Source organism: Neobacillus sp. PVCKKU3, from assembly GCF_058323225.1.
Genome location: NZ_JBLVQN010000023.1, coordinates 19273 through 43477 on the forward strand (window position 1 = coordinate 19273; position 24205 = coordinate 43477).

Genomic DNA, 24205 nt, shown 5'->3' on the forward strand with positions numbered 1-24205 from the left:
AATATAAAAAAGCAGGAGGGGATTTGCTTAATGAAAAGAGATGCTGTCATTGTTTCGGCAGTTAGAACTGCTATTGGCAGACAGGGAGGCGCACTAGCCAGCGTTCCAGCACATGTTTTTGGAGCTGAAGTAATTAAAGAAGCAGTTAAAAGGGCAAATATCACGCCTGATATGATAGACGATGTTTTTTTGGGAAATGTTTTATCAGGCGGTGGAAATATTGCAAGATTAACAGCATTGCAGACGGGACTGTCCATCGAAATACCGGGCGTGACAGTCGATAGACAGTGTGGGTCTGGAATTAATGCTATTAATCTAGCAGCCCAGGCAATTAAAGCTGGGGATGGAGATATCTATATTGCCGGCGGAACAGAAAGTATGAGCCGTGCTCCTTACTTGATGGACCGGCCGGAAAAGCCGTATGGTGCAAATCCTCCAAGTTTCCGGAAATCGCAGCTCTCTCCTAAAGAGATAGGCGATCCGCCAATGGGGATTACGGCCGAAAATCTCGTGAAAAAATACAATATTACGCGGGAAGAGCAGGACGCATTCGCGCTCCAAAGCCAGCAGCGTATGAAAGCTGCTATGGAAGAAGGACGCTTTGATGAGCAAATCGTTCCTATCACTATACCTGTTAGAAAAGGTGAGCCGATTGTTTTCAATTGTGATGAGCATCCAAGGCCGGAAACGACCATTGAGGGTTTGGCAAAGCTTCCGCCAGCATTCCTACAGGATGGAACAGTTACAGCAGGCAGCAGCTCAGGCCTAAATGATGCTGCATCGGCTCTAGTTATCATGTCACGGGAAAAAGCAGAGGAATTAAATTTAACTCCACTAGCAGTTATCCGTCACTATGCTGTCGCCGGTGTTGACCCGAATATCATGGGAATCGGCCCTGTTCCGGCTGTTAGAAAGGTTCTTGAAAAATCAGGATTATCCATAGAAGACATGGACTTAATCGAAATCAATGAAGCTTTTGCTGCTCAAGTAATTGCTTGCAACCGCGAGCTTGAAATGAATATGGAAAAAGTCAATGTTAACGGAGGGGCCATCGCCCATGGCCACCCGCTGGGAGCAACAGGTGCCATCCTCGTCACCAAAGCCTGCTACGAACTAAAACGCACCGGCGGAAGATATGCCCTTATCACCGCCTGCATTGGCGGCGGCCAAGGAATCGCAACAATCATCGAGAGCGAATAAAAACAAGGTACTGACTGTGGTGGTACTCATCTAGGTGTCAGGCACCAAACTTGACCAAACGCCTTATTGAAAGGGGAAGAGTCAATCTTGGTGTCAGACGCCACCTACCACATTCCACTACAGCAGCACTTTGGTTTTAATGCTGAAAGGATAAACCGATGAAGCGAAAGATTATGGAGACGGGGATTTTACTATTCGATAAAAACGGGTTTAAGTCAACTTCAGTACAGGATATTGTCCAGGAGCTGGGTGTAACAAAGGGTACATTTTATTATTATTTCAGCAGTAAAGAGGAATTGTTAAAGGAAATTCACCTGTTGTATATTGAGTCAATAATCAAACAGCAGGAAGAAATTATGAATAATTCTTCGTACGATTTTGCCAAAAAACTGCATGAGATTATCTTAATGCAGATTAGCACCATTAGAATCGAACTGAGAAGTGCCCGGATATTTACCAGAGAAATGCGGCATTTAAGCAGAAATAATTTCCTGGAAATCAAGGAAAAACGAAGCGCATTTCGTCATAATGTCCAAAAATTAATTGAAGAAGGTATTACACAAGGAATCCTCCAAAAGGGCCGCGCCGATATAATAACAATGGCTATCCTTGGCATGACCAACTGGAGCTATTATTGGTTCAACCCGGAGGGAGAAGTTCCTGAAGAAAAGGTTGCGGATATATTTCTTGACCTTATTTTAAACGGAATCAGCAATGACAGCGTTTACACACCTAACATCTAGCATTCTTGCAAAAAGGAGAGATCGAGATTGTTAACTCTTCATTATCAACATTGGCCAAATATCCCAAAATCATTGAATGTCCCTGCCACTTCACTCTATGACAATCTTAGAGTAAGTGCAAGCCGTTATCCTGACCAGGATGCTATCTTCTACTATGGGAATAAATTGACTTACCAGCAATTGGATGAAGAAGTAAATGCCCTGGCCGGATACTTAGAGCATAAGTTAGACGTAAAAAAAGGGGACAAAGTCCTGCTCTTTATGCAAAATTCCCCGCAATTTGTGATTGGTTTCTACGCTATTCTAAGGGCCAACGCTGTTGTAGTCCCAATTAACCCAATGCTAGTTGCGGATGAACTGGAATTTTACATTCGCGACTGCGGAATTAAAACAGCAATCGCCGGACAAGAACTCTTAGACCGAGTTCAGCCTCTATTAGGAAAAACCTCCTTGGAGCACCTGCTCCTTGCAGCCTATTCAGATTATATAGGTGAAGGCTTTGAAAAAATGCTTCCAAAAGAGGTGGAGGCTACAAGATTAGTGGTAAACAATCCTAATCATTACAACTGGGTTGATGCGATTCAGGCAAATCTCACTCCATCAGAACATACGGCAAAAGGTGATGATTTGGCTGTTATGCCCTATACATCAGGGACAACAGGTCTTCCAAAAGGTTGTATGCATACTAACCGGTCAGTCAATGCGAATACTGTAGGCTGCTACCACTGGTCCTCTACAACACCAAATGCCATCCATTTGATGACCTTGCCGCTTTTCCATGTGACGGGTATGGTGCACAGCATGCACATGCCAATTTTCAGCGGCAGTATGATGGTCATTATGACGAGGTGGAATCGGGATGCGGCAGTGGAACTAATAAAGAGCTTAGGCTGCACCCATTGGGTCACAATCGCCACTATGATTGTTGATTTTCTTGCCAATCCGAATCTGAAGGTGGAGGACATTGCTTCCTTAACCTATCTTGCTGGTGGAGGAGCAGCTCTTCCAGAAGCGGTTGGTGAAAAATTATTTAACCTGACGGGATTGCGATTTGTCGAAGGCTACGGACTTTCAGAAACGATTGCCCAGACCCATTTCAATCCGCCGAATCGGCCAAAAATGCAATGTCTTGGGATCCCTTCCTTTGATGTCGATGCTAGAATAATTGAGCCGTCGACGGGAAAGGAACTCGGTGTCGGTGAAGTCGGTGAAATTATTGTCAATGGACCGCAGGTAATGGTTGGCTACTATAACCGCGATGACGAAAATCGGGAAGCATATCTTGAGATTGATGGGAAAAGGTTTTTCCGAACTGGGGATATTGGCCGTTTTGATGAAGATGGATATTTCTTTATGGTCGATCGTGTTAAACGCATGATTAATGCCTCCGGATTCAAGGTATGGCCAACTGAAGTCGAGTCATACCTTTACAAGCACCCTGCTATTCAGCAAGCTTGCGTCGTGGGAGTACCAGATCCTAGAAGAGGGGAAAACGTAAAAGCCTTTGTCATCTTAAATGAAGGGTATGAAGGCAAAGTCAGCGAGGATGAAATTATCGAGTGGTCCAAGCATCACATGGCCGCCTATAAATATCCACGCATGGTTGAGTTCAGAGAGGTGTTTCCAATGACCTCCAGCGGCAAAATTCTCTGGCGCACCCTTCAGGAGGAAGAAAATGAAAAGGTTCAGAATCAGGTCCATTAAACGTTTATGATCAAGAGGGCTGAAATTGCGGAAGGCCCCTCTTGAAAAAATAATACTAACTAATACAAAGGAGGAGAGCAATGGATATTCTTATTCAGCAGTTGTTTAACGGTTTAACCATAGGGAGTGTTTACGCACTGGTAGCTTTGGGCTTAACCCTAGTTTATGGAATTTTGCACATTCCAAACTTTGCTCATGGTGCACTATACATGATGGGCGGATACATAACGCTGACCATGATGACCAAATTTGGACTTCACTACTGGATAGCGATTTTTGTTTCAATCATCGTTGTTGGTCTTCTTGGTGTTTTAATGGAAAGGTTGGTTTTTCACCCGTTACGGGAATCGCCGCCAATCCAAGATAAAATTGCCGCCATTGGTATCCTCTTATTCCTGGAAGCTTTCGCTCAATATTATTGGGGAGCTGAATACCAGAGCATGCCAACACCATATGGAAACGTCGTTGAGATTTTTGGATTAACGTTGACAATGCAAAGAATTCTTATTGTAGTAGCTGCAGTCATCGTTATGATTCTATTAAATTTCTTCTTAAGAAAGACCTATACCGGTTCCACCATCATTGCGATGTCGCAGAACCGTGAAGGGGCAAACCTGGTGGGGATCAATACAACCCGGGTTGCGATGCTGACCTTTATGATTTCTGGTGGACTGGCAGCCATCGCTGCATCTATTTCGGCACCTATCAATCTAGTATTCCCAGGAATGGGACAGTTAGTTATATTAAAAGCGTTTGTTATCATTATTCTTGGTGGAATGGGCAGTATCCCAGGAGCAATCGTCGGCGGTTATATTATCGGCTTCAGCGAAAGCTTGGGAGCGACCTACATTTCAAATGACTATAAGGACATTATTGCCTTTTTTATCCTGGTTATTATTCTTACGGTTAAACCAACCGGATTGTTTTCAAAGGGGGGACATTAATGTCAGCGGTATTGAACAAACGAAATATCATCATTCTCTTAGTATTGGTCGCTATTGGGTTTCCATTAATAACAACAAATACTTATTTGATCCACGTAATGACTTTGGCGTTTATTTGGATGATTGGGGTTTATGGACTTAACCTGCTCGCAGGCTATACCGGTTATCTTTCATTGGCACATGCAGGGTTCTTCGCAATTGGTGCTTACGGTTTAGGGATTTTAACTGTAAAAGCCCATTTGAGTTTCTGGCTAGCATTTGTCTTATCGCTGGTGATTACTTGTTTAATAGGATTATTAGTAGGTTTGATTGCACTAAGAACGAGTGAGCACTTTTTCGCTATCTACACGATGTGCTTAGGTTATATTATTTATCTCGTGATAGATAAATGGGAAAGTTTAACAGAAGGTGTTCGTGGCCTGATTGGGATTCCAGCACCTCAAGGCTTTGGTCCTATTACATTTGAGACGGAAAAATCACATTATTATCTAGTTTTATTTTTCCTTCTCCTTGTCATTTTGCTTATGTACCGAATTATTCATTCACTTACCGGAAGATCGTACATTGCGATTCGAAATAGTGAAGACTTAGCACAAACTATTGGGATTGCAACTGGAAGAAATAAATTAACAGTTTTTGTATTATCAACATTTTTTGCAGGCCTTTCCGGTGCTTTGTATGCATCATTTGTACGCTTTATCGGCCCAGATATTGGAAACATTGCGATTATCTTTGATTTGCTGACTTACCTGGTTGTTGGCGGTATCGGAACACTTACCGGTCCACTGATTGGGACTATGCTTGTCATGTGGCTTTCTCAGCTGCTTCAAGATTTTCAGCAGTACCGCATGCTTATTTTCGGACCACTATTAACGATCCTAGTAATTTTTTATCCGCGCGGAATCGTAGGTGGCGTCACAGACGTGTACCGAAAGCGAATGGCCAAGAAAGAAAAGCAGCAGGCTGTCAGGAAGGATTCGTATATCCAAAGTGAATTGCGTCCTGAAAATCAAGTGAAGGAGGGGTAGGCATGAGTTATTTAGAGACTAAAAACCTGACAAAGAAATTTGGCGGCAACGTGGCAGTCAACAATGTCGACTTTTCGATTGAAAAAGGAAAAATCAATGCCATCATTGGTCCCAATGGTGCAGGAAAGTCCACTTTTTTCAACCTAATAAGCGGCTTTTATGGTCCAAGCTCAGGCCAGGTCATTTTCAAAGGGCAGGATATTACCAAACTGCCCTCTAATAAAATTGCTGAGCTTGGGGTTGCACGGACGTTTCAAACAACCAATCTATTTGAGCAGGCGACTGTATTGGACAATGTTATTGTCGGTCATCGTTTGCGTACAAAATCAACTCTCTTTGATGCTATTTTGAGAACCCCAAGGCTTAAGAGAGAAGAGCAACAATGTCGGGAAAAAGCGATGGAAGTACTTGAATTCGTTGGCTTAGAGCATTTAGCAGGCAAACTGGCCGGCGGTTTAACGCAGGAAGAGAAGAAAAGGACAGCCTTCGCGCTAGCTCTTGCCACTGACCCGGAAATCGTCTTCCTTGACGAGCCAGCCGGCGGGGTTAATCCCAGCGAAACAGATGGTCTGGCCGAATTAATGCAGAAGATGGTGGGGAAAGGAATTACGGTCTGCCTGATTGAGCATAAAATGCAAATGATCATGAGAATAGCCCATAAAATTATGGTTCTAAGTTATGGCGAAAAAATTGCTGAAGGAACACCGGAAGAAATTCGTAATAACGATACGGTCATTAAGGCTTATTTGGGGGGGAGTGCCAGTGCTTAAACTTGATAATGTCTCTGTCAAATACGGAAGCTTTACTGCCGTTCATGACATCAATATTGAGGTAAATGCGGGAGAGATTGTCGTGTTACTAGGCTCAAATGGTGCCGGTAAAAGTACAACATTCCGGGCGATAAGCGGCCTTAACAAACCATCAGTAGGTGGGATTACTTTTGAAGGAAAGAATTTAAATAAGTCTTCTGCTGACAAAATCGTGGAATGGGGAATTGGCCAGTGCCCGGAAGGAAGAAAGCTATTTCATGCCATGTCTGTGGAAGAGAACCTAAAAATGGGTGCTTATGTCCATCGGCGGAAGAAGGACCAAATCAAACACTCGCTCGAGCATGTGTATGAATTGTTCCCGATTTTAAAGGACAAGCGCCACGATCCAGCCGGTTCTTTAAGCGGAGGACAGCAGCAAATGGTGGCCATCGGCAGAGCACTCATGTCAAAGCCGAAGCTAATGTTATTGGACGAGCCTTCAATTGGACTAGCTCCATTAGTCGTTGAACAAATGTTTGAGGTAATCCAAAAAATTAACAAAGAGGGAACAACCATTCTATTAGCCGAACAAAATGCCAATGCAGCGTTAAAAATCGCGGATAAAGGCTACGTGTTCGAAAACGGAACAATTGTCCTTAAAGGTACGTCTGCAGAATTATTTGCTAATGATGAGGTGAGAAAGGCCTACATCGGTGCATAAGAAAGCGGGTCAAGCGGTCTTGGACTGAAAGGTTCAAACGTTCGACCCTTAGCAATAACTGCATTCCTTTTTGAAGGGGGTGGTTGTCGGCAATACGAAATATTTTCTTACCAAACATTTTAAAAAAATTTAGGGGGAAAACCAATGAAAAGAATGAAATCGGTATTTATGATTATTTTTACCTTAGTAATGGTATTTAGTCTTGCTGCATGTAACAGCACAAGTGATAAAACTGCTAATACAAAGCCTTCAAGTGGCGGCGGAGATAGCAAATCAGGAGATGCTGGAACGGTTAACATCGGTTACTCTGGGCCATTAAGCGGACCTGCTGCGTTCTATGGTGAGCGTACATTGAACGGGGTCAAAATGGCTGTTGAAGAAATTAACGGTGCTGGCGGTATCGAAGTTAGCGGCAAAAAGTACAAGTTTAATATTGTCTCACTTGACGATAAATACCTTCCAAACGAAACAGGTGCAAACGCAAAGAGATTGCTTCAGGAAAACAAGACGCCAATCATCTTCACTCCACACAGCGGCGGCGTTTTTGCAATGCAGGTTTTCAATCAGCAGGATAAATTCCTTATTGGTGCTTATACAAGCGAACCGAAAGTATCTGAAGTTGGCAATAAGCTGACTGTTCGTATTCCTCCACGTTACGATGGATATTTAAAGCCATTTACTGAATATGAAATGGAGAAGTTTGGTAAGAAGATTGCATTCCTTCCAACCTCTTCTCAGTACGGCAAGGATTGGTCTGAAAAGCTAAAGCCATATTGGGAAAAACAAGGCGGCAAGGTTGTTTTCGAATCTGCCATTGACTTTGCAAAAGAAACAGACTTCTTTACAGTTGTAACGAATGCATTGAAAGAAAAGCCAGATGTTCTATTTGTCGGTGGTCCTTCTGAACCAACTGCAAAAGTTATTAAGCAGGCTCGTGAGCTTGGCTTTAAGGGCGGGTTCATCGTTATGGACCAAGCCAAACTGGATGAAATGAAGAAGGTAACAGGTTCCTATGATATGCTTAATGGTGCAATCGGCGTTATGCCATTGTCTGAGTCCAAAATCAGCCCAGTTATTCCTGATTTTGTCAAGAAGTATCAAGACAAGTATAAGGAAGTCCCTGGTTCTGAAGCAGGTTTGAACTATATTGCCATGTATATCTTTGCGGAAGCAATGAAGGCTGCAGGTTCTGTTGATGACGCAGAAAAGATTCAAGCTGCTATGCAAAAAGGTGTAGAGAATGTTCCTGAAAAAGCAAAAGTTTATATCTTCAACAAATTTGAAGGTGGCGGCTTCGATGGTGATTTAGAAGTTGCAGCGGTTGAAAATGGTAAGATTGTACCTATTAAAGTTAAATAAAAACACTTAAAAAACTAGCTCTAAAAATAAATTCCCCCTTGAAGGAAGGTTTTCAAGGGGGAATTTTCATTTATATTAGTGTTTTTACATTTGCAGCCTTTAATCGGTTAATAGCATCTATATAGGCATTGGCGCTGGCTACAATAATATCCACGTTAATCGCTCTTCCTGAAACCATTTTATCATTGTTCCGGACTTTAACAAAGACCTCTCCAATTGAGTCTTTTCCCTTTGATATAGAATTGATTTTATAGTCAATTAACTCAAGCTCAAGGCCAAGCGCTGAATCGATTCCTTTGTAGATAGCATCAATCGGTCCATTTCCATCTCCAATTCCTTCGATATCGGTATTTTCAGCTCCGCTAATGTTGACAAAAGCACGATATTGGTTATGATTTAGGATCTGTAAGCTAAAGTCATTAAACGTAAAGGAAGAAGGAGCTGCATTTTTTGGCTGGGTTTCCAATAGGGCGATAATATCTTCATCAAAAATATCCTTTTTCCGATCTGCCAATTCCTTGTATTTTTTGAAAATTTCTTTTAATTGAGTTTCGTTTACCGAATAGCCGAGTTCTTCATATCTCTTTTTAAGCGCATTTCTTCCTGATAGCTTGCCAAGAACTAATTTTGTTTCATTAAAACCAATACTTTCCGGCGTCATGATTTCGTAGGTTGATTTATCTTTAATCACGCCATCCTGATGGATCCCGGAAGAATGGGAGAAAGCATTTCCGCCAATTACCGCTTTATTCGGAGGAATGGCAATCCCTGTCAGCCTGCTGATAAGCTTGCTCGTTTTGGCGATTTCTTTCAGCTTGATACCTGTCTGGATGTTGAAGAAATCCTTCCGTGTTTCTAAAAGTGCTGCCACTTCTTCAAGGGCCACGTTTCCAGCCCTCTCCCCGATTCCATTAATACAGCCTTCCACCTGAACTGCCCCTGCCTGGATGGCTGCAATGCTATTACTAAGTGCCATCCCAAGGTCATCATGGCAATGACAGCTCAGCCGTACCTTTTCAATTCCCTTAGTGTTTTCGAGGACGTATTGAAAAAGCTTCGTGTATTCCTCTGGAGTTGTATAACCGACAGTATCAGGAAAATTTAAGACAGTTGCTCCTGCCTCTATGACCTTTTCAGCTACCTCAGAAAGGAATTCAAGCTCGGTACGTGTTGCGTCTTCACAGGAAAATTCGATATGTTTAAAATATTTTGCGGCATAGGATACGCTTTCGACCGCTTTTTCCAAAACTTGTTCTTTAGTCATACCTAATTTACGCTCGCGGTGGATAGGGGAGGTAGCGATAAAGATGTGTATGCCCGTATTGTCAATATCCCCCAAGGTGTTAATAACAGCATCAATATCATCCTTATTGGTGCGTGCAAGGCTGACCACCATTGGCCCCGAAACGGCTTTGGCAACCGCCCTGATTGCCTCGGCATCACCGGGTGAGGCATTAGCAAATCCTGCTTCAATAATATCAATCCCTAAATTTTCTAACCTTAGGGCAATCTCCACTTTTTCATCCAAATTAAAGCTGACTCCAGGTGTTTGTTCTCCGTCTCTTAATGTGGTATCAAAAAAATAAACCCTCTTTGCCATGATTAATCCCTCCTAATAAAAATAAAAATACCTTCACTTGACCTGAGGGGCGCAATCCGCGCGGTTCCACCCTCATTCGCTGATCCCTTGCGGAAAACAGCCTCGGTAAGTAAAGGTATTACTTAAACAAATGCATAACGGTTTGCAGCCCGTTCTTCCTACTGTTAATTCAGAAGAAAGTCTCCAAGGCGAGACAGATTATTTCTCCTGCCTGTTTGCACCAACCACAGGCTCTCTATAAGGAAAGAATAATCAAACTCCTTTTCATAGACAATTACTAATATTCAGATTTTAAGTTAAACATATGGTACTACACTAAAAACAGTAAATCAATATTTTTTTTGAAAATAAATTAAATTGTTTGAATTATTTGCCCTTTTTGTTGAAGAAAACAATTTTTATATATAAAATAAAGTATATAAAGTAGACAAGGGTATAAAAGATTTAGTCATTTAGGATGGAAGAAACGTAGTTGTTTACCATCCTAATAAATTAATAGAGGTGAAAAATATTGGTAGTAGAATCTTCAATGGAAGAACTTCGAAAAATTTATGAGAGCAGTTCATTCAACAATTTAATTGGGATTAAAATAGTAGAATTTGAGGAAGGAAAAGTGGTTTATGCTCTTGAAACAGGACCATCGCATTTAAATGTCAATCAGGGCATTCATGGAGGAGTGTATTTTACTCTTCTTGACTCAGTGATGGGGGCTACAACCCGATCATTGGTGAAACAGCCAATTGTTACGATAAACATGAGTATTAATTACTTTGCACCCGTTCAAAATGGGGAAACGATTTATGCAAAAGCAAAGATTATCCAGATGGGCAGGAGTATTGTAACAGCAGAAGCAACAATCGAAGACGATAGCGGCAATGTTTTTGCAAAGTCTACCGGAACTTTTAAAGTAATGCGCAATTATAAGTAAACAAATTTCCTATTATATTGCATGCCAAGGTTGGGTTGTGCTCATTTTTGAGGACGTAAAAGTACCCGCTGCCAATTTATTGGCCAGAACGTAAACACCCTCCTTTTTTTACAAAGGGAGGGCGTCAGAAGGTTAACGGTTCTTAACAACCATTTTTAGAAGATTCGCAGCATAGGATTCTGCAATTTCGTCGCCTGTTTGCGGGCCATCATGGTTGTACCATTGTTGAATATAGTTTATTGCACTAAGAATAATCATCCGAACCATTTTTGTATCATCAATTTCAAATACTTGCTTCTCAATACCCTCTTTTAAAATTTTGTCAAAATAATGGGAATAGTTTCTTCTTGCATCAAGAACTTCGTTCAACTGATCATCAGTAAATTTTTGATATGGCTTATCCATAATCATAAACATTGATTTTTCTTTTATGGAAAGCAGGATATGTGCTTTAATGGCACTTTCAAGCTTTTCGATTGGGTTTAAATCACTGTTTACGACTTCCTCGATTTTTTCGAGACATAGTTCCATGATCATCTGATGGCAGTGATATAAAATATCATCCTTGTTCTTAAAATAGTAATACATGGAGCCCTTGGTCATTAATAGCTGGGCGGCTATTTCCTCCATAGTGGTTCCGTGGTATCCTTTTTCAGCAAGAACGGCTGCTGCAGAACGAAGGATTTCCCTCTTTTTCTTTGCTATTTTTTGTTCCCTAAATGAAGACATATAACTCACTTCCCTCCTTTTTTATGGTTGACAATAAAAATTATTTATTTAAATTGTAGTTTATTTTTTTACTATTAGTTTAAATAGTATATTAATTATTCTAAAAAATCAACCTATTTAATTATTATACTAAAACTTCGAAATGAAAGATATATATTGAAAAGAAGAATCATTCTGCAAAAAATGAACTTTAATTTAAAAAATAAATGAATTGTAAAATAATATAAAAATTGTTATTATTTGTATAAATGAAAACGCTATCAAATACTTGAATTAATAAAAGAATAGGGAGGTTTTTGTAATGACAAAATTAGTGCATATTGAAAAATTAAAAGGAGTCGCCATCGTCACCATTGATAATCCACCGATGAATGTATTAAGCAAGCAGGTAACAAGAGAGTTAGGTGAGGTTTTCACGGCCATTGCGGAGGATTCCGAAGTGATTGCTGCTATTTTAACAGGTGCGGGAAGCAGGGCATTTATGGCGGGTGCCGATATCAAGGAATTCCCTCAATCACTTGGGTTGGAAAAAGAGCTATTAAAGAAAAACAATCTAGAATCGCATGACGTATTGAACTTTATTGAGCGAATCCCGAAACCTACGATAGCGCTGCTAAATGGACTGGCTTTTGGCGGCGGCTGTGAATTGGCATTAACCTGTGATATTCGGATCGCTGAGGAGCATGTAAAAATCGGACTGCCTGAGGTCAAATTAGGGCTTTTCCCGGGAGGCGGCGGAACACAGCGTTTACCTAGATTAATAGGACCTTCCAAAGCAAAAGAATTAATGTTTTTGGGAGAACCTTTGTCAGCGGAGGAAGCACTTAAAATTGGATTGGTTAATCAAGTTGTTGAAAGCGGGAAAGGGATGAAGACAGCCATCTCCATGGCGAAAAAGATGGCCAGCTATTCCTTGCAGGCCATAAGCAGAATAAAGAAAGCTGTAAATGACGGAATCGATACCTCCATTGATGAAGGATTAGAGTTGGAGGCTGAACTTTTTGCTGAAGTATTCGGCACCGAGGATGTTCGTGAAGGAGTCCAAGCATTCATTGAAAAACGGTCGCCATCATTCAAACATCAATAAATAATATAAAAAAACTTTTATCATTATATCCTGATAATTAACCAATTGAAATGGAGGTTGAATGGAATGGATTTTGCGTACACAGAATCAGAATTAGCGTTTCAAAAAGAACTGAGAGCTTGGCTGGAGGAAAACCTTCCTGAAGGATGGCTTGAGGGAAGACGAGTCGTTCCGGAGGACGATAATCAAAAAGCGGCGTTTTTGAGAGATTGGTATCGAAAACTGGCAGATGGTGGCTGGGCCGGAATTTCCTGGCCAAAGGAATACGGTGGCAGAGGTGCATCATTAATGGAGGAAGTCATCTACGAACAGGAGATGGCAAGGGTGAAAGCACCGCCTGCGTTAAATATTATAGGGACAGCCATGGTCGGCCCAACTCTATTACAAATTGGAACCGATTACCAGAAGGAGCGTTATATCGAGAAAATATTAAATGGGGAAGAAATTTGGTGTCAAGGCTACTCGGAGCCAAATGCAGGCTCCGACCTCGCCGCGATTCAAACAAGGGCCGTTAAAAAAGGCGATAAATGGATTATTAACGGTCAAAAGATTTGGACCAGTTATGCTCATTTGGCTGACCGCTGCTTTTTACTGGCCCGTACTGAAAATACCGGAAAAAAACATGAAGGAATTACAGCTTTTCTAGTTGATATGCATCAGGAGGGTGTGGAAACACGGACAATCCGTTCAATTAATGATCGCCGTGATTTTAATGAAATGTTTTTCAATGATGCCATCGCCTATGATGCAGATATTGTTGGCGAGGTAAATCAAGGCTGGAAAGTCTCTTTGATTTTACTTAGTCATGAGCGTGTAGGTGTAGCGAGACAAACATTCAGGCTGCAAAAACAATTTGAGGAATTAGTTGAATTGGCAAAATCAATGAAAAAGAATGGCCGCCCCCTCGCCGCTGACCCGCTGGTTCGGCAAAATCTTGCCATTTTCCGGACAAAAACAAAAGCTCTATTGTTCAATTACTACCGCCACTTAACCACCACCATTCGTACAGGACGTCCTGGCCCTGAAGGTTCGATGGATAAACTTGCTTCCAGTGAATTAGGACAGGAAATGCTGGCGTATGCGATGTCCCTCCAAGGTGCATCTGCTACATTATGGAAGGAAGATGCGTCCGTCGACCAAAATTGGCAGCAAGAATACCTCCGGTCATTTGCTTATACCATTGAGGGCGGAACATCTGAAATCCAAAAAAATATCGTGGGTGAACGAATTCTAGGTCTGCCAAAGGATATCAAATATTAAAACCTTACAAGCATTATATAAAAAAATAAAAATTGAGGTGGTTATATGGATTTCGCATTAAATGAAGAACAATTAATGTTTCAAGAAACAACTCGACATTTTTTAGAATCGAAGGGGGATTTGGCGATACCCCGAGATTATATGAATGGAAAAAAGCAGGTGCCTGAAGATTTATGGAACGGTTTAGGCGGCCTTGGTTTTATGGGGATTAATATCTCAGAAACCTATGGAGGATTAGGTCTTGGTGCTCTATCACTAGTTCCAATTTTAGAAGAAATGGGCCGTACAGTTGTGCCGGGTCCCTATCCTGAAACAGTGGCCTTTGCCGTACCGCTATTGGAAGCTTACGGTTCAGCGGAACAGAAGGAGAAGTATTTGCCTGAAATTGCCGCTGGAAAGCGTAAGTTTTCGCTGGCACTTTTGGAAGAAAGCGGAGAGCTATCGCCTTCTGCCATCCAGCTAAAAGCCGAACAACGGGGCAATGAGTATGTCTTGCAAGGTAAGAAAATACTCGTTCCTTATGCAGACATTGTTGATACGCTTATAGTTCCTGTTCGAACAGGCGGCACTTCCCAAGGTGAATACGGAATTTCCTTGATTTTAGTAGATTGTAATCAGGCTAACCTAACCATGCAGGAACTACAAAGCATTGATGAGACTAGAAAACTGGTCAATGTTTCCTTTCATGATGTAAAGGTACCGAAATCACAGCTGTTAGGCATGGAAAACGAAGGATGGTCTATCTTAGATACGGGTCTGAACCATTTAAATGCTGCGTTTGCATCCACGATGGTAGGAGGAATAGAGCGTGTTGTGGAAATGTCAACGGAATATGCGAAGACCCGCCAACAATTTGGGCAGCCAATCGGGCGTTTCCAAGCAGTTAAACACCGGATTGTGGATATGAAACTGGCTCTTGAAAGCTCCCGTTCCCTGTCCTATTACGCATCGTGGGCAGCGGAAAACAATGCAGAAGAATTATCGGAAGCTGTTTCAATGGCCCGTTCCTTTATTTCTGAAGCCTATATTAAAGCTGCTGGAGCAAATATTCAAAATCATGGGGGAATGGGTTTTACCTGGGAGTTTGATTGCCACCTATTCCTAAAGCGGGCCCGTTCCTTAGAAAATCATCTTGGATCGCCTGAATATCATCGTGAAAAAATCGCTGTTGAATTGGGCTGGTCGGAAAATGTCATTCCCAAAATTATGATGTCATAACCAAATTAGAAAATGGTGTTTTGCAAAAGGTAAGTTTACCAGATTGGTTGGTTGCTTGCCTTTTTGTTATCACCTGAGGCAGAGTACATTAATGGGGAATGCATTACAGTGGATGGTGCGAGATGGTTAAACAACTCTGGCTTAAAAGAAGTTTAGTGGCATTTAATAATAATTCAATTTTTGACTTTCGAGTAGACAAAGGTAAAAAAAGGATATATAATATTATTGAATTATTATAATTTTTCGACAACTTAGTAACGTTTATTGTTCGATAAAATAATCTCATCTATGCCTATTCCCGCCGCATATACTTGCAGCGGGACACCCTACAAGAAAATAAAACCTACTGTTCATTCTACAATCTCTCCTAGCTTTAAATTTGCCTACATATATTAAGTACTAGTTTCTGTACCACACCTCATGTATATCAAATCAATTATCAAAAATTATTAACAGCTTCAGAGATAGACTCCCATTAAAATTGGAACATCAAATGAAAGGGCTTTCAGAACAGGTGTTGTTAATTTTTACTATAGAGGAGTGAAGGACATTGACAACAACAAGTTTACAAATGTCACGGCAGCTATTAGTAGGGGAATTAATCAGAAGGGCAGCCCATAAAACACCTAATCAAGAGGCATTCATTTACGGTGATGAAAGACTTACCTATCTTGAACTGGAAAAGAAGACTTTGCATTTGGCTGGCTGGCTCCAGCAGCAAGGTCTAGAAATCGGTGATAAGGTAGGGATCATATTTAAAAATAATCTTGCTTTTGTTGAAGTCATGTTTGCGACGGCGTCTGCCGGGTGTGTCAGTGTTCCGATTAATTTTAGGCTCGCACCCGAGGAGTTTGTTTATATTATTAATCATTCTGATACTAAGGTTTTATTTATCGAAGAAGAATACCAGGATACGATTCTATCGATTAGACAAGAACTTCCAAACGTAGAAAAGATTGTTGTAGTCGGGAAAGTGAATTCGATGGAATTGATTCCATACGAAACTATTTATCACTCGGAAATACCATACCAAAGTATTGATGGGCAAGTCGAGGAAAACGATGCCTGCATGATTTGTTATACATCCGGAACTACCGGCAAGCCAAAAGGAGCCGTGCTGACACACAAGAACTTGTTGTTAAGTGCGCTGAACAGCGTTGTGGATTCCAAAATTGAAAGAGGCTCTAAACAACTTGTCATTACACCTTTATTTCATATCGCTGGTGTTGGAAATGTTCTAATTAGCTGTACAGTTGGCGGATTGACAGTGATTCATCGAGAGTTTAATCCAGTGGGAGTCCTGCACACCATTCACCACGAGAAAATAAACGGTCTTTTTATGGTGCCTGCTATGTGGAATTTAGTCCTGCATGTTCCCAATATTGAGGATTACGATTTAACGTCAGTGCAAAGGTGCTCAACAGGGGCAGCCATTTGCCCGCTCGAAGTAAAGCATAAAATGATGAAGCATTTTCCGAATGCCGGAATTTTTGATGCGTTTGGCCAGACGGAAATGAGCCCAACCACCACTTGCTTATTGCCGCAAGATTCACTAAGGAAAACGAATTCAGTGGGAAAACCAGTAATGAATGTTGAAGTGCGGATTGTGGACGAAAATATGAATGATGTTCCAGTTGGGGAAATTGGCGAGATTATTTATCGTGGGCCGACCGTGATGAAGGAGTACTATAAAAATCCTGCAGCAACAGAAGAGGCTTTCCACGGCAGCTGGTTCCATAGCGGAGATTTAGTCCGCCAGGATGATGAAGGATTTATATATGTGGTCGACCGTAGTAAAGACATGATCATTAGCGGTGGGGAAAATATCTATCCCGCAGAAATTGAGGCAGCACTTCACAAACACGATGCGATCTTCGAAGCGGCTGTTGTGGGTGTCCCTGACCCGAAGTGGGGTGAAACTGTCAAGGCATACATTGTCCTTAAAAGCGGAAAGAGTTTAACGGAGCAAGAGGTGATTCAACACTGCCTCAACCACTTAGCCTCCTATAAAAAGCCGAAATATGTTGAGTTTCTGAATGAACTGCCGAGGAATCCATCTGGAAAAATACTAAAACGGGTATTGAGGGAAAAAGAAGTGAAAATGAACTAAGGAGCAATTGCCTATGAATATACAAGATACAATTCCTGTTCGCAAAGGCGAAGAATTAAATCATTCCAAGCTTGAAGAGCTTATTAGAAAAAAGCTCCCAAACTTAAGCGGTGACCCCATAACAGTGAAACAATTCAGTGCCGGAAAATCAAATTTAACGTATTTGGTTAGTATCGGAGATTGGGAGGGTGTCCTGCGAAGGGCACCTCTTGGTCCAGTTAATACAAAAGCCCATGACATGAAACGTGAATTTAAAGTGTTGGAAGCGGTCAGCCCCATTTTTCCCCTTGCACCCAAGCCTTATTTTTTTATCGATGATGAATCTATTATCGGGGCACCGTTCTATTGTATGAAACGTCTTCATGGTGTATTGCTGGATCAGGCACTTCCGAATCAAGAGGACGGTAATGCAGCCCTTTATAGTGAAGTTTCTCATTCTATGGTAAATACTTTGGCCGCCATTCATGAAATAGACTATAAGAATACTAATCTGGTTAACTTAACACGGCCACAGGGATTTTTAGAACGACAGGTACACGGCTGGATTGGCCGTTATCAAAACGTAAAAACAGAAGAAATTCCCGGAATGGATCGACTAATAAAATGGATTATCGAAAACAGGCCCGTTTCTCAGCCGGCCACGTTCATTCACTATGATTTTCATTTAAAAAATGTCTTGTTCTCAAAGAATCAACTAGGTCAATTGGCAGGCATACTCGATTGGGAGATGAGTACAGTCGGCGATCCACTTAATGACCTTGCATCCGCACTAGTTTTATGGTTTGACCATGATGATCCAGAGTTTTTCAAAAACCAGCAGCTATCAAACCCAATTACTCTTAGGCCGGGTTTCATGACAAGAAAAGAATTTATTGAAGCCTACTCTAAGAAAAGTGGGCGCGATGTTTCAAAAATGTATTATTACATGGTTTTTGGCTACTTCAAGCACGTCGTCATTGCCCAACAAATGTATTACAGGTGGAAGAAAGGACAAACCCAGGATGAAAGATTTGCGCAGCTTGATATCTTCGTCAAGAATTTAACGGATTGGGCATTGGAAAATACTCTTAAGAAATGAATCTGGAAATTATGCGGTAAATGGAGAAAGGTGAGGTGCTGGTGGCAGAAACAATGAAACTCTCGTTGAAAGCTTATTTTGAATCGAAAATTAAAGGGGCAAAAAATGTCGAAATTCGGGAGTATTCCCAGCCTTCCGCAGGATGGTCCGATGAAGCCTATATTTTCGATGTCCACTGGGAAACCGCGAGCGGTGTACAGAAAAAAGGCTTTGCGGTTCGCAAACAGAATAAAGGCGGGTTAATGAGAGAGAACAGAAATTTTTTTCTACAGTTCAAGTATTTGGATCGTTTAAGTAAAAATTGCGACCTGCCTATCCCGGGAGTTTACTGGTATGAAACAGATGAATCGATTCTCGGCGGATCGTTTTTTGTAATGGATAAGCTGCCCGGAAACAGTTACGTACCTTGGTCAAAGGAGGGGCAATTATTTTTTAAAAGAGCCAATGAAGAAGGGGATATTCCTTTTCATTTTGTCCAGTATTTGGCGAAATTGCACCTTATTGATTATAGAGGAGCCGGCTTTACGGAGGACTTTGACGAGCCCAAAGGAGAGTACGGATTTATTGATGATAAATTAATAGGTTTAGAGGAAATGTATTACCGCTACCAAATCAGCCCCGACCCGGTAATGGTTGATGCGTTGGAATGGTTAAAGGCACATAAGCCGGCTGCCCAAAGGTATTCCCTCATACATAATGATTACCGAACGGGTAATTTGTTATATAGCCATAATGAAATCACGGGGATACTGGATTGGGAAGCAGCCGAAATCGGAGATCCCATGGCAGACGTTGCCTATGTTTGTGCCAAATCGAACCGGATGGATTCTCCGCTGATGTGTTACCTAATAGATAGACAGCTGTTTTTGGATACGTATAGTGAGCTAACCGGATTAAGGGTAGAGGAAAAGGTACTTCATTATTATGAGGTATACCATCAAGTTAGGTTTGTTCTTATCTCCCAATCGGCTGGGACGTCGTTTGCAAAAGGAGAAACAAAGGATCTTCGGATGGCCCGGCAAGGCTATCGCTGGCCATTGATGAGGAATATGGTTGCCGAATTATTAGGCTACTAGGGGGGAAATGATGTTCGATAAATCTTTAACGTTAAAAACCGCCAATGATGTGATAAAAGATGTAATCATTCCTAATCTCACCAGCGGCATGGCAAAGGAACAAGCCATTGCCTTGCTTTCTGTTTTAAAAAATGTGGATACCAATACTATTGAAAATACGAAACCGAAAGAACAGTTAATTACGCTAATCAATCAAACTGTTGAAGAATTTTTACAAGCGATACGGTCAGATTCAAGGGAGACTTCTGCCTTTAATTGGGTGGAAGAGTTGGATTCCGCCCTGGAAGAAACAGTGTTTATCGAGGATGTAACTGAAAAATGGAAACAATTGAATGAAATTCAATGCCGCCTTCTTCGCTTTTTATATAAGGAAAATGCAGCCAACAGAGTAATAGAATCCAAGTACATTTTTCCTTTAAGAAAGAGGATAAGAGAGCAGTTAACCATTGAAATGGCGCTAGTTCGTTAAACAAGAGAAATAACATGAGCGATAGGAGGGAAAGTATTTTGAATGAGATTGAACAAAAATTCGGTATTAGTCCCCATGTGATGGAGATTCGTAATAAGGTTAGAAGGTTTATCGATGAAAAAGTCATTCCGGTAGAAACCGTCATTGAAAAAGGCGAGCAAGAAGGAAGGCGGGTCCTTAAGGAATTACAAGCCCATGCAAAGGAAGCGGGGATATGGGCTTTAGGCCTTCCGAAAGAGATTGGCGGCGGCGGTATGAAATTTATGGACTACGTCTATATAAATGAAGTAATTGGCCGTTCCGAAGCTGCCATGTTCGCTTTAGGTACCCATACTGCCCAGGACGGGACGATGTTAAATCTGTTTGGAACAGAAGAGCAGAAGAAAACATGGTTATATCCAATGGTGAATGGGGAAATCAATCCATCTGTAGGATTAACCGAGCCTAATGTGGCCGGATCCGACCCGACATTAATACAATCCACAGCATATTTGGACGGAGACGAATGGGTCATTAATGCCCATAAATGGTTCACTACCGGAGCTAACCGTGCTGCATTTACCACCGTTTTTTGTGTGACCGAACCTGGAGAACCAAACCGACACAAAAGAGCATCGATGATCATTGTTCCGACTAATACACCTGGTTATGAGATTGTTAGAGTCGTGCCGACAATGGGACATACCTCAGGCGGCCACTGCGAAATCCGTTTAACAAATGTCAGGGTTCCAAAGGAAAATTTATTAGGTGAAAGGGGAGAAGGTTTTGTCATTGCCCAAAAAAGACTGGGTCCCGGCAGAATCTACCATTGCATGAGGTGGCTGGGTCAATCCCAAAGAGCTTTTGATTTGATGTGTAATCGGGCCTTAAACCGATATGCTCATGGCTCTCTTTTATCAGAAAAGCAGATGATTCAAAAATTTATTGCTGATTCCGCAACGGAAATTCAATCGGCACGCCTGATGACACTTGAAGCTGCAAGAAAAATTGATAGGGGAGAAGATGCTCGGATTGATATCGCGATGATAAAAGTATATGGAGCAAAGGTTCTTCATGATGTGATTGACCGAGCGATTCAAGTACACGGTGCATTAGGGGTCACCGCCGATACACCATTAGAGAAAATGTACCGGGAAGCTAGATACGCCAGAATCTATGATGGACCTGATGAGGCGCATACTGCTACCATCGCGCGCCGTATCTTACGTAAATACCAACAAGAGGAAAGCTGGGACCCTGCAAATTTTTAAAAAGACATCGATGTGAAATGAGTATTTTAATATAAAAATTATTGAGGTGATTAGAATGCAAACAATTCAGTATGAAACGTTAAAAACAGCAGTCAAAGACAAAATCATGACGATTACCCTTAGCAGGGAGAATTTAAATGCTTTTAATCATCAAATGCTAATCGAACTTATTCAAGTGTTTGATGAAGCGGATGCCAATGATGATGTAAGGGCCATCATTATCACCGGAGACGGTAAGGCATTTTGTGCAGGTGCGGATTTAGGAAGCGGCACTAGCACATTTGAAAATAAGGAGGCTGCCATCGAGGAATATCGGGATGGCGGAGGAATGTTAAGTTTACGAATCTATGAATTGAAAAAGCCGATCATCGCTGCCATCAATGGTCCAGCTGTCGGGGTGGGGGCAACCATGACCTTGCCAATGGATATCCGGATTGCATCATCGAATGCAAAAATAGGTTTTGTGTTTAGCAGACGCGGCATTACCCCGGAAGCATGCAGCGGCTGGTTTTTACCTAGAGTAGTAGGCATCAGTAAAGCAGCTGAGCTTGTTTATACTGGGAAGATTATCCCGGCAGAGGAAGCATTAAAAATTGGTTTAGTAACTCAGGTGGTTTCACCTGAAGAGCTTTTGCCTGCAGCCGAAGCGATTGCGAAAGAAATTGCCGAAAATACATCTGCCATTTCTGTCACCTTGTCACGGCAATTAATGTGGAAGATGCTTGGTGCAAGCCATCCATACGAATCACATGTAGTTGAATCGAAAATGATTCATTGGACCGGGCAGCAAGCGGATGTAAAAGAGGGAATTACGGCATTCTTTGAAAAAAGAAAACCAAACTTCCCAATGAAGGTCAGCACCGATTTGCCGAGCTTTTATCCGTGGTGGAAAACGAATCATGGGGGAGAATAATAAATGGACTATCAAGCTATTTTAGTAGAAAAAATTGGCCGAATTGCTGTGATTACCTTTAACCGGCCGGAAGCCATGAATGCTGTTAACAGCCGTCTTTGGCTGGAAACCGGTACGGCATTAAAGGAGTTTAATGAAGACCCTGAGCTTTGGGTGGCCATTCTAACCGGCGCCGGTGACCGCGCCTTTTCAGCAGGTGCTGACTTAAAGGAAATAGGGGCTGGGGGATTTTCTACTTCTGACGAAATGAAGGAATGGGGATTTGCAGGGATTGTAAGACATCATATTTCGAAGCCCGTTATCGCTGCGGTGAACGGATTTGCCCTTGGCGGAGGCACAGAGATCGCCTTGGCATGTGATTTAATCGTGGCTTCTGAAAAGTCATCATTTGGGCTGCCGGAAGTTAAAAGGGGGCTTATTGCCGGGGGAGGAGGACTATTGCGCCTGCCAAGACAAATCCCTCTTAAAGTGGCCATGCGTACCATTCTTACCGGAAATCCAATCTCCGCGGAAGAGGCAAAACAATGGGGGCTGGTGAATGAAGTCGTTCCGCATGATCAAGTCCTCAATGCCGCGATTCAGCTGGCAGAGGAAATTATTTGCAATGCTCCGCTGGCCGTGAAGGCAAGTAAAGAAATTGTCTACCGCGGATTGGACACCTCCATGACATTTCCACCAGATGGCTGGTCCATCAATAATGAATATACAAGTCAAGTTTTTGCAAGTAATGATGCGAAAGAAGGTCCGCGGGCCTTTGCCGAAAAACGAAAGCCAAATTGGTCGGGACAATAAATTGACTTTAAAAAATAAGGAGGTACTGTAATGGCAAAATCATATCTATTAGAAGAGCATGAAATTTTTAGAAGGTCTTTTAGGAAATTTTTGGAGAAGGAAGCATACCCTTATTTCGAAGAATGGGAGGAAGCCAAGCAGGTACCAAAATCATTTTGGAAAAAAGCAGGAGAACAAGGTTTCCTCTGCCCATGGGTGGATGAAAAGTATGGAGGGTCGGGCGCTGACTTTGGCTATTCCGTTGTCATTACCGAAGAACTTGATAAGGTTGGCGCGGGAGCAGGCGGAATCGGACTTCATAATGATATCGTTATTCCTTATATTGCCGAATTTGCTTCTGAGGAACAAAAGCAAAGATGGCTGCCAAAAGCGGTCAGCGGGGATATGATTTCCGCTATTGCCATGACCGAACCGGGGACTGGTTCTGATTTGGCTGGGGTAAAAACAACGGCGATTAAAAATGGGGAAAATTATATTATCAATGGTGAAAAAACATTTATTACCAATGGGTATTCAGCTAACTTCGTTATCGTTGTATGTGTAACAGACCCAAATGCTGTACCGAAGCATAAAGGAATTAGCTTAATTGTAGTGGAAGAAGGAACACCTGGATTTCGAAAAGGCAAAAAGCTTCGTAAATTGGGGCAGCATTCTAATGATACTTCTGAACTTATTTTTGAGGATGCTATTGTACCAAGGGAAAATTTAATTGGTGAAGAGGGACAGGGGTTTTATTACCTCATGCAAAAGCTGCAGCAGGAACGGTTGATGCTGGCAATCGGCAGCATTACTGCCAGCAAACATATGCTGGATATGACCATTGAGTATGTCAAGCAGCGGACGGCATTTGGAAAACCTATCAGCAAATTCCAAAATACCCAGTTTAAGATTGCCGAAATGGCTACAATGATCAAAATTGGCGAAACCTTTGTTGATCAGTTGATCACCGACCATATGGAGAAAAAGAATGTGGTCAATGAAGTCTCAATGGCAAAATGGTGGCTGACGGACCTTGCCAAGAGTGTTGCCAATGACTGTATGCAGCTGCACGGAGGCTACGGCTATATGGAAGAATACGAGATTGCCAGAAGATACCGGGATGTGGCAGTAGGTTCGATTTATGCTGGCACCAATGAGATTATGAAAACAATTATAGCTAAGAACTTGGGGTTATAAGCTGTTATTGCAGGGGTGAGTGTGAACTAAAGTCATCACCCCTTTTTCTTCTATTTTATATGTGTATGTAT

Annotated in this window: 22 protein-coding genes and 1 other annotated feature; of the genes, 20 read left to right on the top strand and 2 right to left on the bottom strand. The window is 41.8% G+C overall.

Annotated features, from left to right (window positions below):
• The first annotated feature begins 30 nt into the window (after positions 1 to 30).
• From ACNQGS_RS16285 to ACNQGS_RS16320, 8 genes are all read left to right on the top strand, one after another.
• Positions 31 to 1200, top strand: a complete 1170-nt coding sequence (locus ACNQGS_RS16285; RefSeq protein ID WP_491488218.1) for a thiolase family protein — start codon at positions 31 to 33, stop codon at positions 1198 to 1200.
• Between the two features lie 158 nt (positions 1201 to 1358).
• Positions 1359 to 1943: a TetR/AcrR family transcriptional regulator gene (locus ACNQGS_RS16290; RefSeq protein WP_491488219.1), complete on the top strand. Its 585-nt coding sequence runs from the start codon at positions 1359 to 1361 to the stop codon at positions 1941 to 1943.
• Positions 1944 to 1970: 27 nt separating this feature from the next.
• The gene (locus tag ACNQGS_RS16295; protein WP_491488220.1) at positions 1971 to 3647 is read left to right on the top strand and encodes a long-chain fatty acid--CoA ligase; all 1677 of its coding nucleotides are present in this window, start codon (positions 1971 to 1973) and stop codon (positions 3645 to 3647) included.
• Between the two features lie 80 nt (positions 3648 to 3727).
• Complete coding sequence (locus ACNQGS_RS16300; RefSeq protein ID WP_491488221.1) at positions 3728 to 4591, top strand: branched-chain amino acid ABC transporter permease; 864 nt, start codon at positions 3728 to 3730, stop codon at positions 4589 to 4591.
• Complete coding sequence (locus tag ACNQGS_RS16305; protein ID WP_491488222.1) at positions 4591 to 5619, top strand: branched-chain amino acid ABC transporter permease; 1029 nt, start codon at positions 4591 to 4593, stop codon at positions 5617 to 5619. The genes ACNQGS_RS16300 and ACNQGS_RS16305 overlap by 1 nt, the downstream gene beginning before the upstream one ends.
• A gap of 2 nt (positions 5620 to 5621) precedes the next feature.
• Positions 5622 to 6389: an ABC transporter ATP-binding protein gene (locus ACNQGS_RS16310; RefSeq protein WP_491488223.1), complete on the top strand. Its 768-nt coding sequence runs from the start codon at positions 5622 to 5624 to the stop codon at positions 6387 to 6389.
• On the top strand, positions 6382 to 7089 hold the full coding sequence (locus ACNQGS_RS16315; RefSeq protein WP_491488224.1) for an ABC transporter ATP-binding protein: 708 nt from the start codon (positions 6382 to 6384) through the stop codon (positions 7087 to 7089). The genes ACNQGS_RS16310 and ACNQGS_RS16315 overlap by 8 nt, the downstream gene beginning before the upstream one ends.
• A 144-nt stretch (positions 7090 to 7233) precedes the next feature.
• Positions 7234 to 8448: an ABC transporter substrate-binding protein gene (locus tag ACNQGS_RS16320; protein ID WP_491488225.1), complete on the top strand. Its 1215-nt coding sequence runs from the start codon at positions 7234 to 7236 to the stop codon at positions 8446 to 8448.
• A 70-nt stretch (positions 8449 to 8518) separates the two neighbouring features.
• Here the strand turns inward: ACNQGS_RS16320 and ACNQGS_RS16325 are convergent, their stop codons facing one another.
• Positions 8519 to 10048 carry a 2-isopropylmalate synthase gene (locus ACNQGS_RS16325; RefSeq protein WP_491488226.1) on the bottom strand — a complete coding sequence of 510 codons (1530 nt, stop codon included), beginning with the start codon at positions 10046 to 10048 and terminating at the stop codon, positions 8519 to 8521.
• 42 nt (positions 10049 to 10090) lie between these two features.
• Positions 10091 to 10325 (bottom strand) — a binding site (T-box leader).
• A gap of 234 nt (positions 10326 to 10559) precedes the next feature.
• Here ACNQGS_RS16325 and ACNQGS_RS16330 point away from each other — a divergent pair.
• Positions 10560 to 10976: a PaaI family thioesterase gene (locus ACNQGS_RS16330; RefSeq protein WP_491488227.1), complete on the top strand. Its 417-nt coding sequence runs from the start codon at positions 10560 to 10562 to the stop codon at positions 10974 to 10976.
• A gap of 132 nt (positions 10977 to 11108) precedes the next feature.
• Here the strand turns inward: ACNQGS_RS16330 and ACNQGS_RS16335 are convergent, their stop codons facing one another.
• On the bottom strand, positions 11109 to 11705 hold the full coding sequence (locus ACNQGS_RS16335) for a TetR/AcrR family transcriptional regulator (protein WP_491488228.1): 597 nt from the start codon (positions 11703 to 11705) through the stop codon (positions 11109 to 11111).
• 301 nt (positions 11706 to 12006) lie between these two features.
• Between ACNQGS_RS16335 and ACNQGS_RS16340 the strand changes: the two genes are divergently transcribed.
• The 11 genes from ACNQGS_RS16340 (at position 12007) to ACNQGS_RS16390 (ending at position 24134) form a co-directional block, all read left to right on the top strand.
• The gene (locus ACNQGS_RS16340; RefSeq protein ID WP_491488229.1) at positions 12007 to 12792 is read left to right on the top strand and encodes an enoyl-CoA hydratase; all 786 of its coding nucleotides are present in this window, start codon (positions 12007 to 12009) and stop codon (positions 12790 to 12792) included.
• A 66-nt stretch (positions 12793 to 12858) separates the two neighbouring features.
• On the top strand, positions 12859 to 14052 hold the full coding sequence (locus tag ACNQGS_RS16345) for an acyl-CoA dehydrogenase family protein (RefSeq protein ID WP_491488230.1): 1194 nt from the start codon (positions 12859 to 12861) through the stop codon (positions 14050 to 14052).
• A gap of 45 nt (positions 14053 to 14097) precedes the next feature.
• Positions 14098 to 15270, top strand: a complete 1173-nt coding sequence (locus tag ACNQGS_RS16350; protein WP_491488231.1) for an acyl-CoA dehydrogenase family protein — start codon at positions 14098 to 14100, stop codon at positions 15268 to 15270.
• Positions 15271 to 15820: 550 nt separating this feature from the next.
• Complete coding sequence (locus ACNQGS_RS16355) at positions 15821 to 17380, top strand: acyl-CoA synthetase (protein WP_491488232.1); 1560 nt, start codon at positions 15821 to 15823, stop codon at positions 17378 to 17380.
• A 13-nt stretch (positions 17381 to 17393) separates the two neighbouring features.
• Positions 17394 to 18458, top strand: coding sequence for a phosphotransferase family protein (locus tag ACNQGS_RS16360; protein ID WP_491488233.1), 1065 nt, complete (start codon positions 17394 to 17396; stop codon positions 18456 to 18458).
• Between the two features lie 20 nt (positions 18459 to 18478).
• The gene (locus ACNQGS_RS16365) at positions 18479 to 19534 is read left to right on the top strand and encodes a phosphotransferase family protein (RefSeq protein WP_491488234.1); all 1056 of its coding nucleotides are present in this window, start codon (positions 18479 to 18481) and stop codon (positions 19532 to 19534) included.
• Positions 19535 to 19544: 10 nt separating this feature from the next.
• A complete protein-coding gene (locus ACNQGS_RS16370) occupies positions 19545 to 20003 on the top strand; it encodes a hypothetical protein (protein WP_491488235.1) in 459 nt (152 codons plus the stop codon).
• A gap of 38 nt (positions 20004 to 20041) precedes the next feature.
• Positions 20042 to 21253, top strand: a complete 1212-nt coding sequence (locus ACNQGS_RS16375; RefSeq protein WP_491488236.1) for an acyl-CoA dehydrogenase family protein — start codon at positions 20042 to 20044, stop codon at positions 21251 to 21253.
• A 55-nt stretch (positions 21254 to 21308) separates the two neighbouring features.
• Positions 21309 to 22166, top strand: coding sequence for a crotonase/enoyl-CoA hydratase family protein (locus tag ACNQGS_RS16380; protein WP_491488237.1), 858 nt, complete (start codon positions 21309 to 21311; stop codon positions 22164 to 22166).
• A 3-nt stretch (positions 22167 to 22169) separates the two neighbouring features.
• Positions 22170 to 22958: a crotonase/enoyl-CoA hydratase family protein gene (locus tag ACNQGS_RS16385; RefSeq protein ID WP_491488238.1), complete on the top strand. Its 789-nt coding sequence runs from the start codon at positions 22170 to 22172 to the stop codon at positions 22956 to 22958.
• 30 nt (positions 22959 to 22988) lie between these two features.
• Positions 22989 to 24134, top strand: a complete 1146-nt coding sequence (locus tag ACNQGS_RS16390; RefSeq protein ID WP_491488239.1) for an acyl-CoA dehydrogenase family protein — start codon at positions 22989 to 22991, stop codon at positions 24132 to 24134.
• The last annotated feature ends 71 nt before the right edge of the window (positions 24135 to 24205 follow it).

Bases quoted from the DNA above. Each gene is read 5' to 3' on its own strand.
- ACNQGS_RS16285 (WP_491488218.1), top strand. From the start codon at position 31: ATGAAAAGAGATGCTGTCATTGTTTCGGCAGTTAGAACTGCTATTGGC.
- ACNQGS_RS16290 (WP_491488219.1), top strand. From the start codon at position 1,359: ATGAAGCGAAAGATTATGGAGACGGGGATTTTACTATTCGATAAAAAC.
- ACNQGS_RS16300 (WP_491488221.1), top strand. From the start codon at position 3,728: ATGGATATTCTTATTCAGCAGTTGTTTAACGGTTTAACCATAGGGAGT.
- ACNQGS_RS16305 (WP_491488222.1), top strand. From the start codon at position 4,591: ATGTCAGCGGTATTGAACAAACGAAATATCATCATTCTCTTAGTATTG.
- ACNQGS_RS16310 (WP_491488223.1), top strand. From the start codon at position 5,622: ATGAGTTATTTAGAGACTAAAAACCTGACAAAGAAATTTGGCGGCAAC.
- ACNQGS_RS16320 (WP_491488225.1), top strand. From the start codon at position 7,234: ATGAAAAGAATGAAATCGGTATTTATGATTATTTTTACCTTAGTAATG.
- ACNQGS_RS16325 (WP_491488226.1), bottom strand. From the start codon at position 10,048: ATGGCAAAGAGGGTTTATTTTTTTGATACCACATTAAGAGACGGAGAA.
- ACNQGS_RS16335 (WP_491488228.1), bottom strand. From the start codon at position 11,705: ATGTCTTCATTTAGGGAACAAAAAATAGCAAAGAAAAAGAGGGAAATC.
- ACNQGS_RS16340 (WP_491488229.1), top strand. From the start codon at position 12,007: ATGACAAAATTAGTGCATATTGAAAAATTAAAAGGAGTCGCCATCGTC.
- ACNQGS_RS16345 (WP_491488230.1), top strand. From the start codon at position 12,859: ATGGATTTTGCGTACACAGAATCAGAATTAGCGTTTCAAAAAGAACTG.
- ACNQGS_RS16350 (WP_491488231.1), top strand. From the start codon at position 14,098: ATGGATTTCGCATTAAATGAAGAACAATTAATGTTTCAAGAAACAACT.
- ACNQGS_RS16360 (WP_491488233.1), top strand. From the start codon at position 17,394: ATGAATATACAAGATACAATTCCTGTTCGCAAAGGCGAAGAATTAAAT.
- ACNQGS_RS16365 (WP_491488234.1), top strand. From the start codon at position 18,479: ATGGAGAAAGGTGAGGTGCTGGTGGCAGAAACAATGAAACTCTCGTTG.
- ACNQGS_RS16370 (WP_491488235.1), top strand. From the start codon at position 19,545: ATGTTCGATAAATCTTTAACGTTAAAAACCGCCAATGATGTGATAAAA.
- ACNQGS_RS16380 (WP_491488237.1), top strand. From the start codon at position 21,309: ATGCAAACAATTCAGTATGAAACGTTAAAAACAGCAGTCAAAGACAAA.
- ACNQGS_RS16385 (WP_491488238.1), top strand. From the start codon at position 22,170: ATGGACTATCAAGCTATTTTAGTAGAAAAAATTGGCCGAATTGCTGTG.
- ACNQGS_RS16390 (WP_491488239.1), top strand. From the start codon at position 22,989: ATGGCAAAATCATATCTATTAGAAGAGCATGAAATTTTTAGAAGGTCT.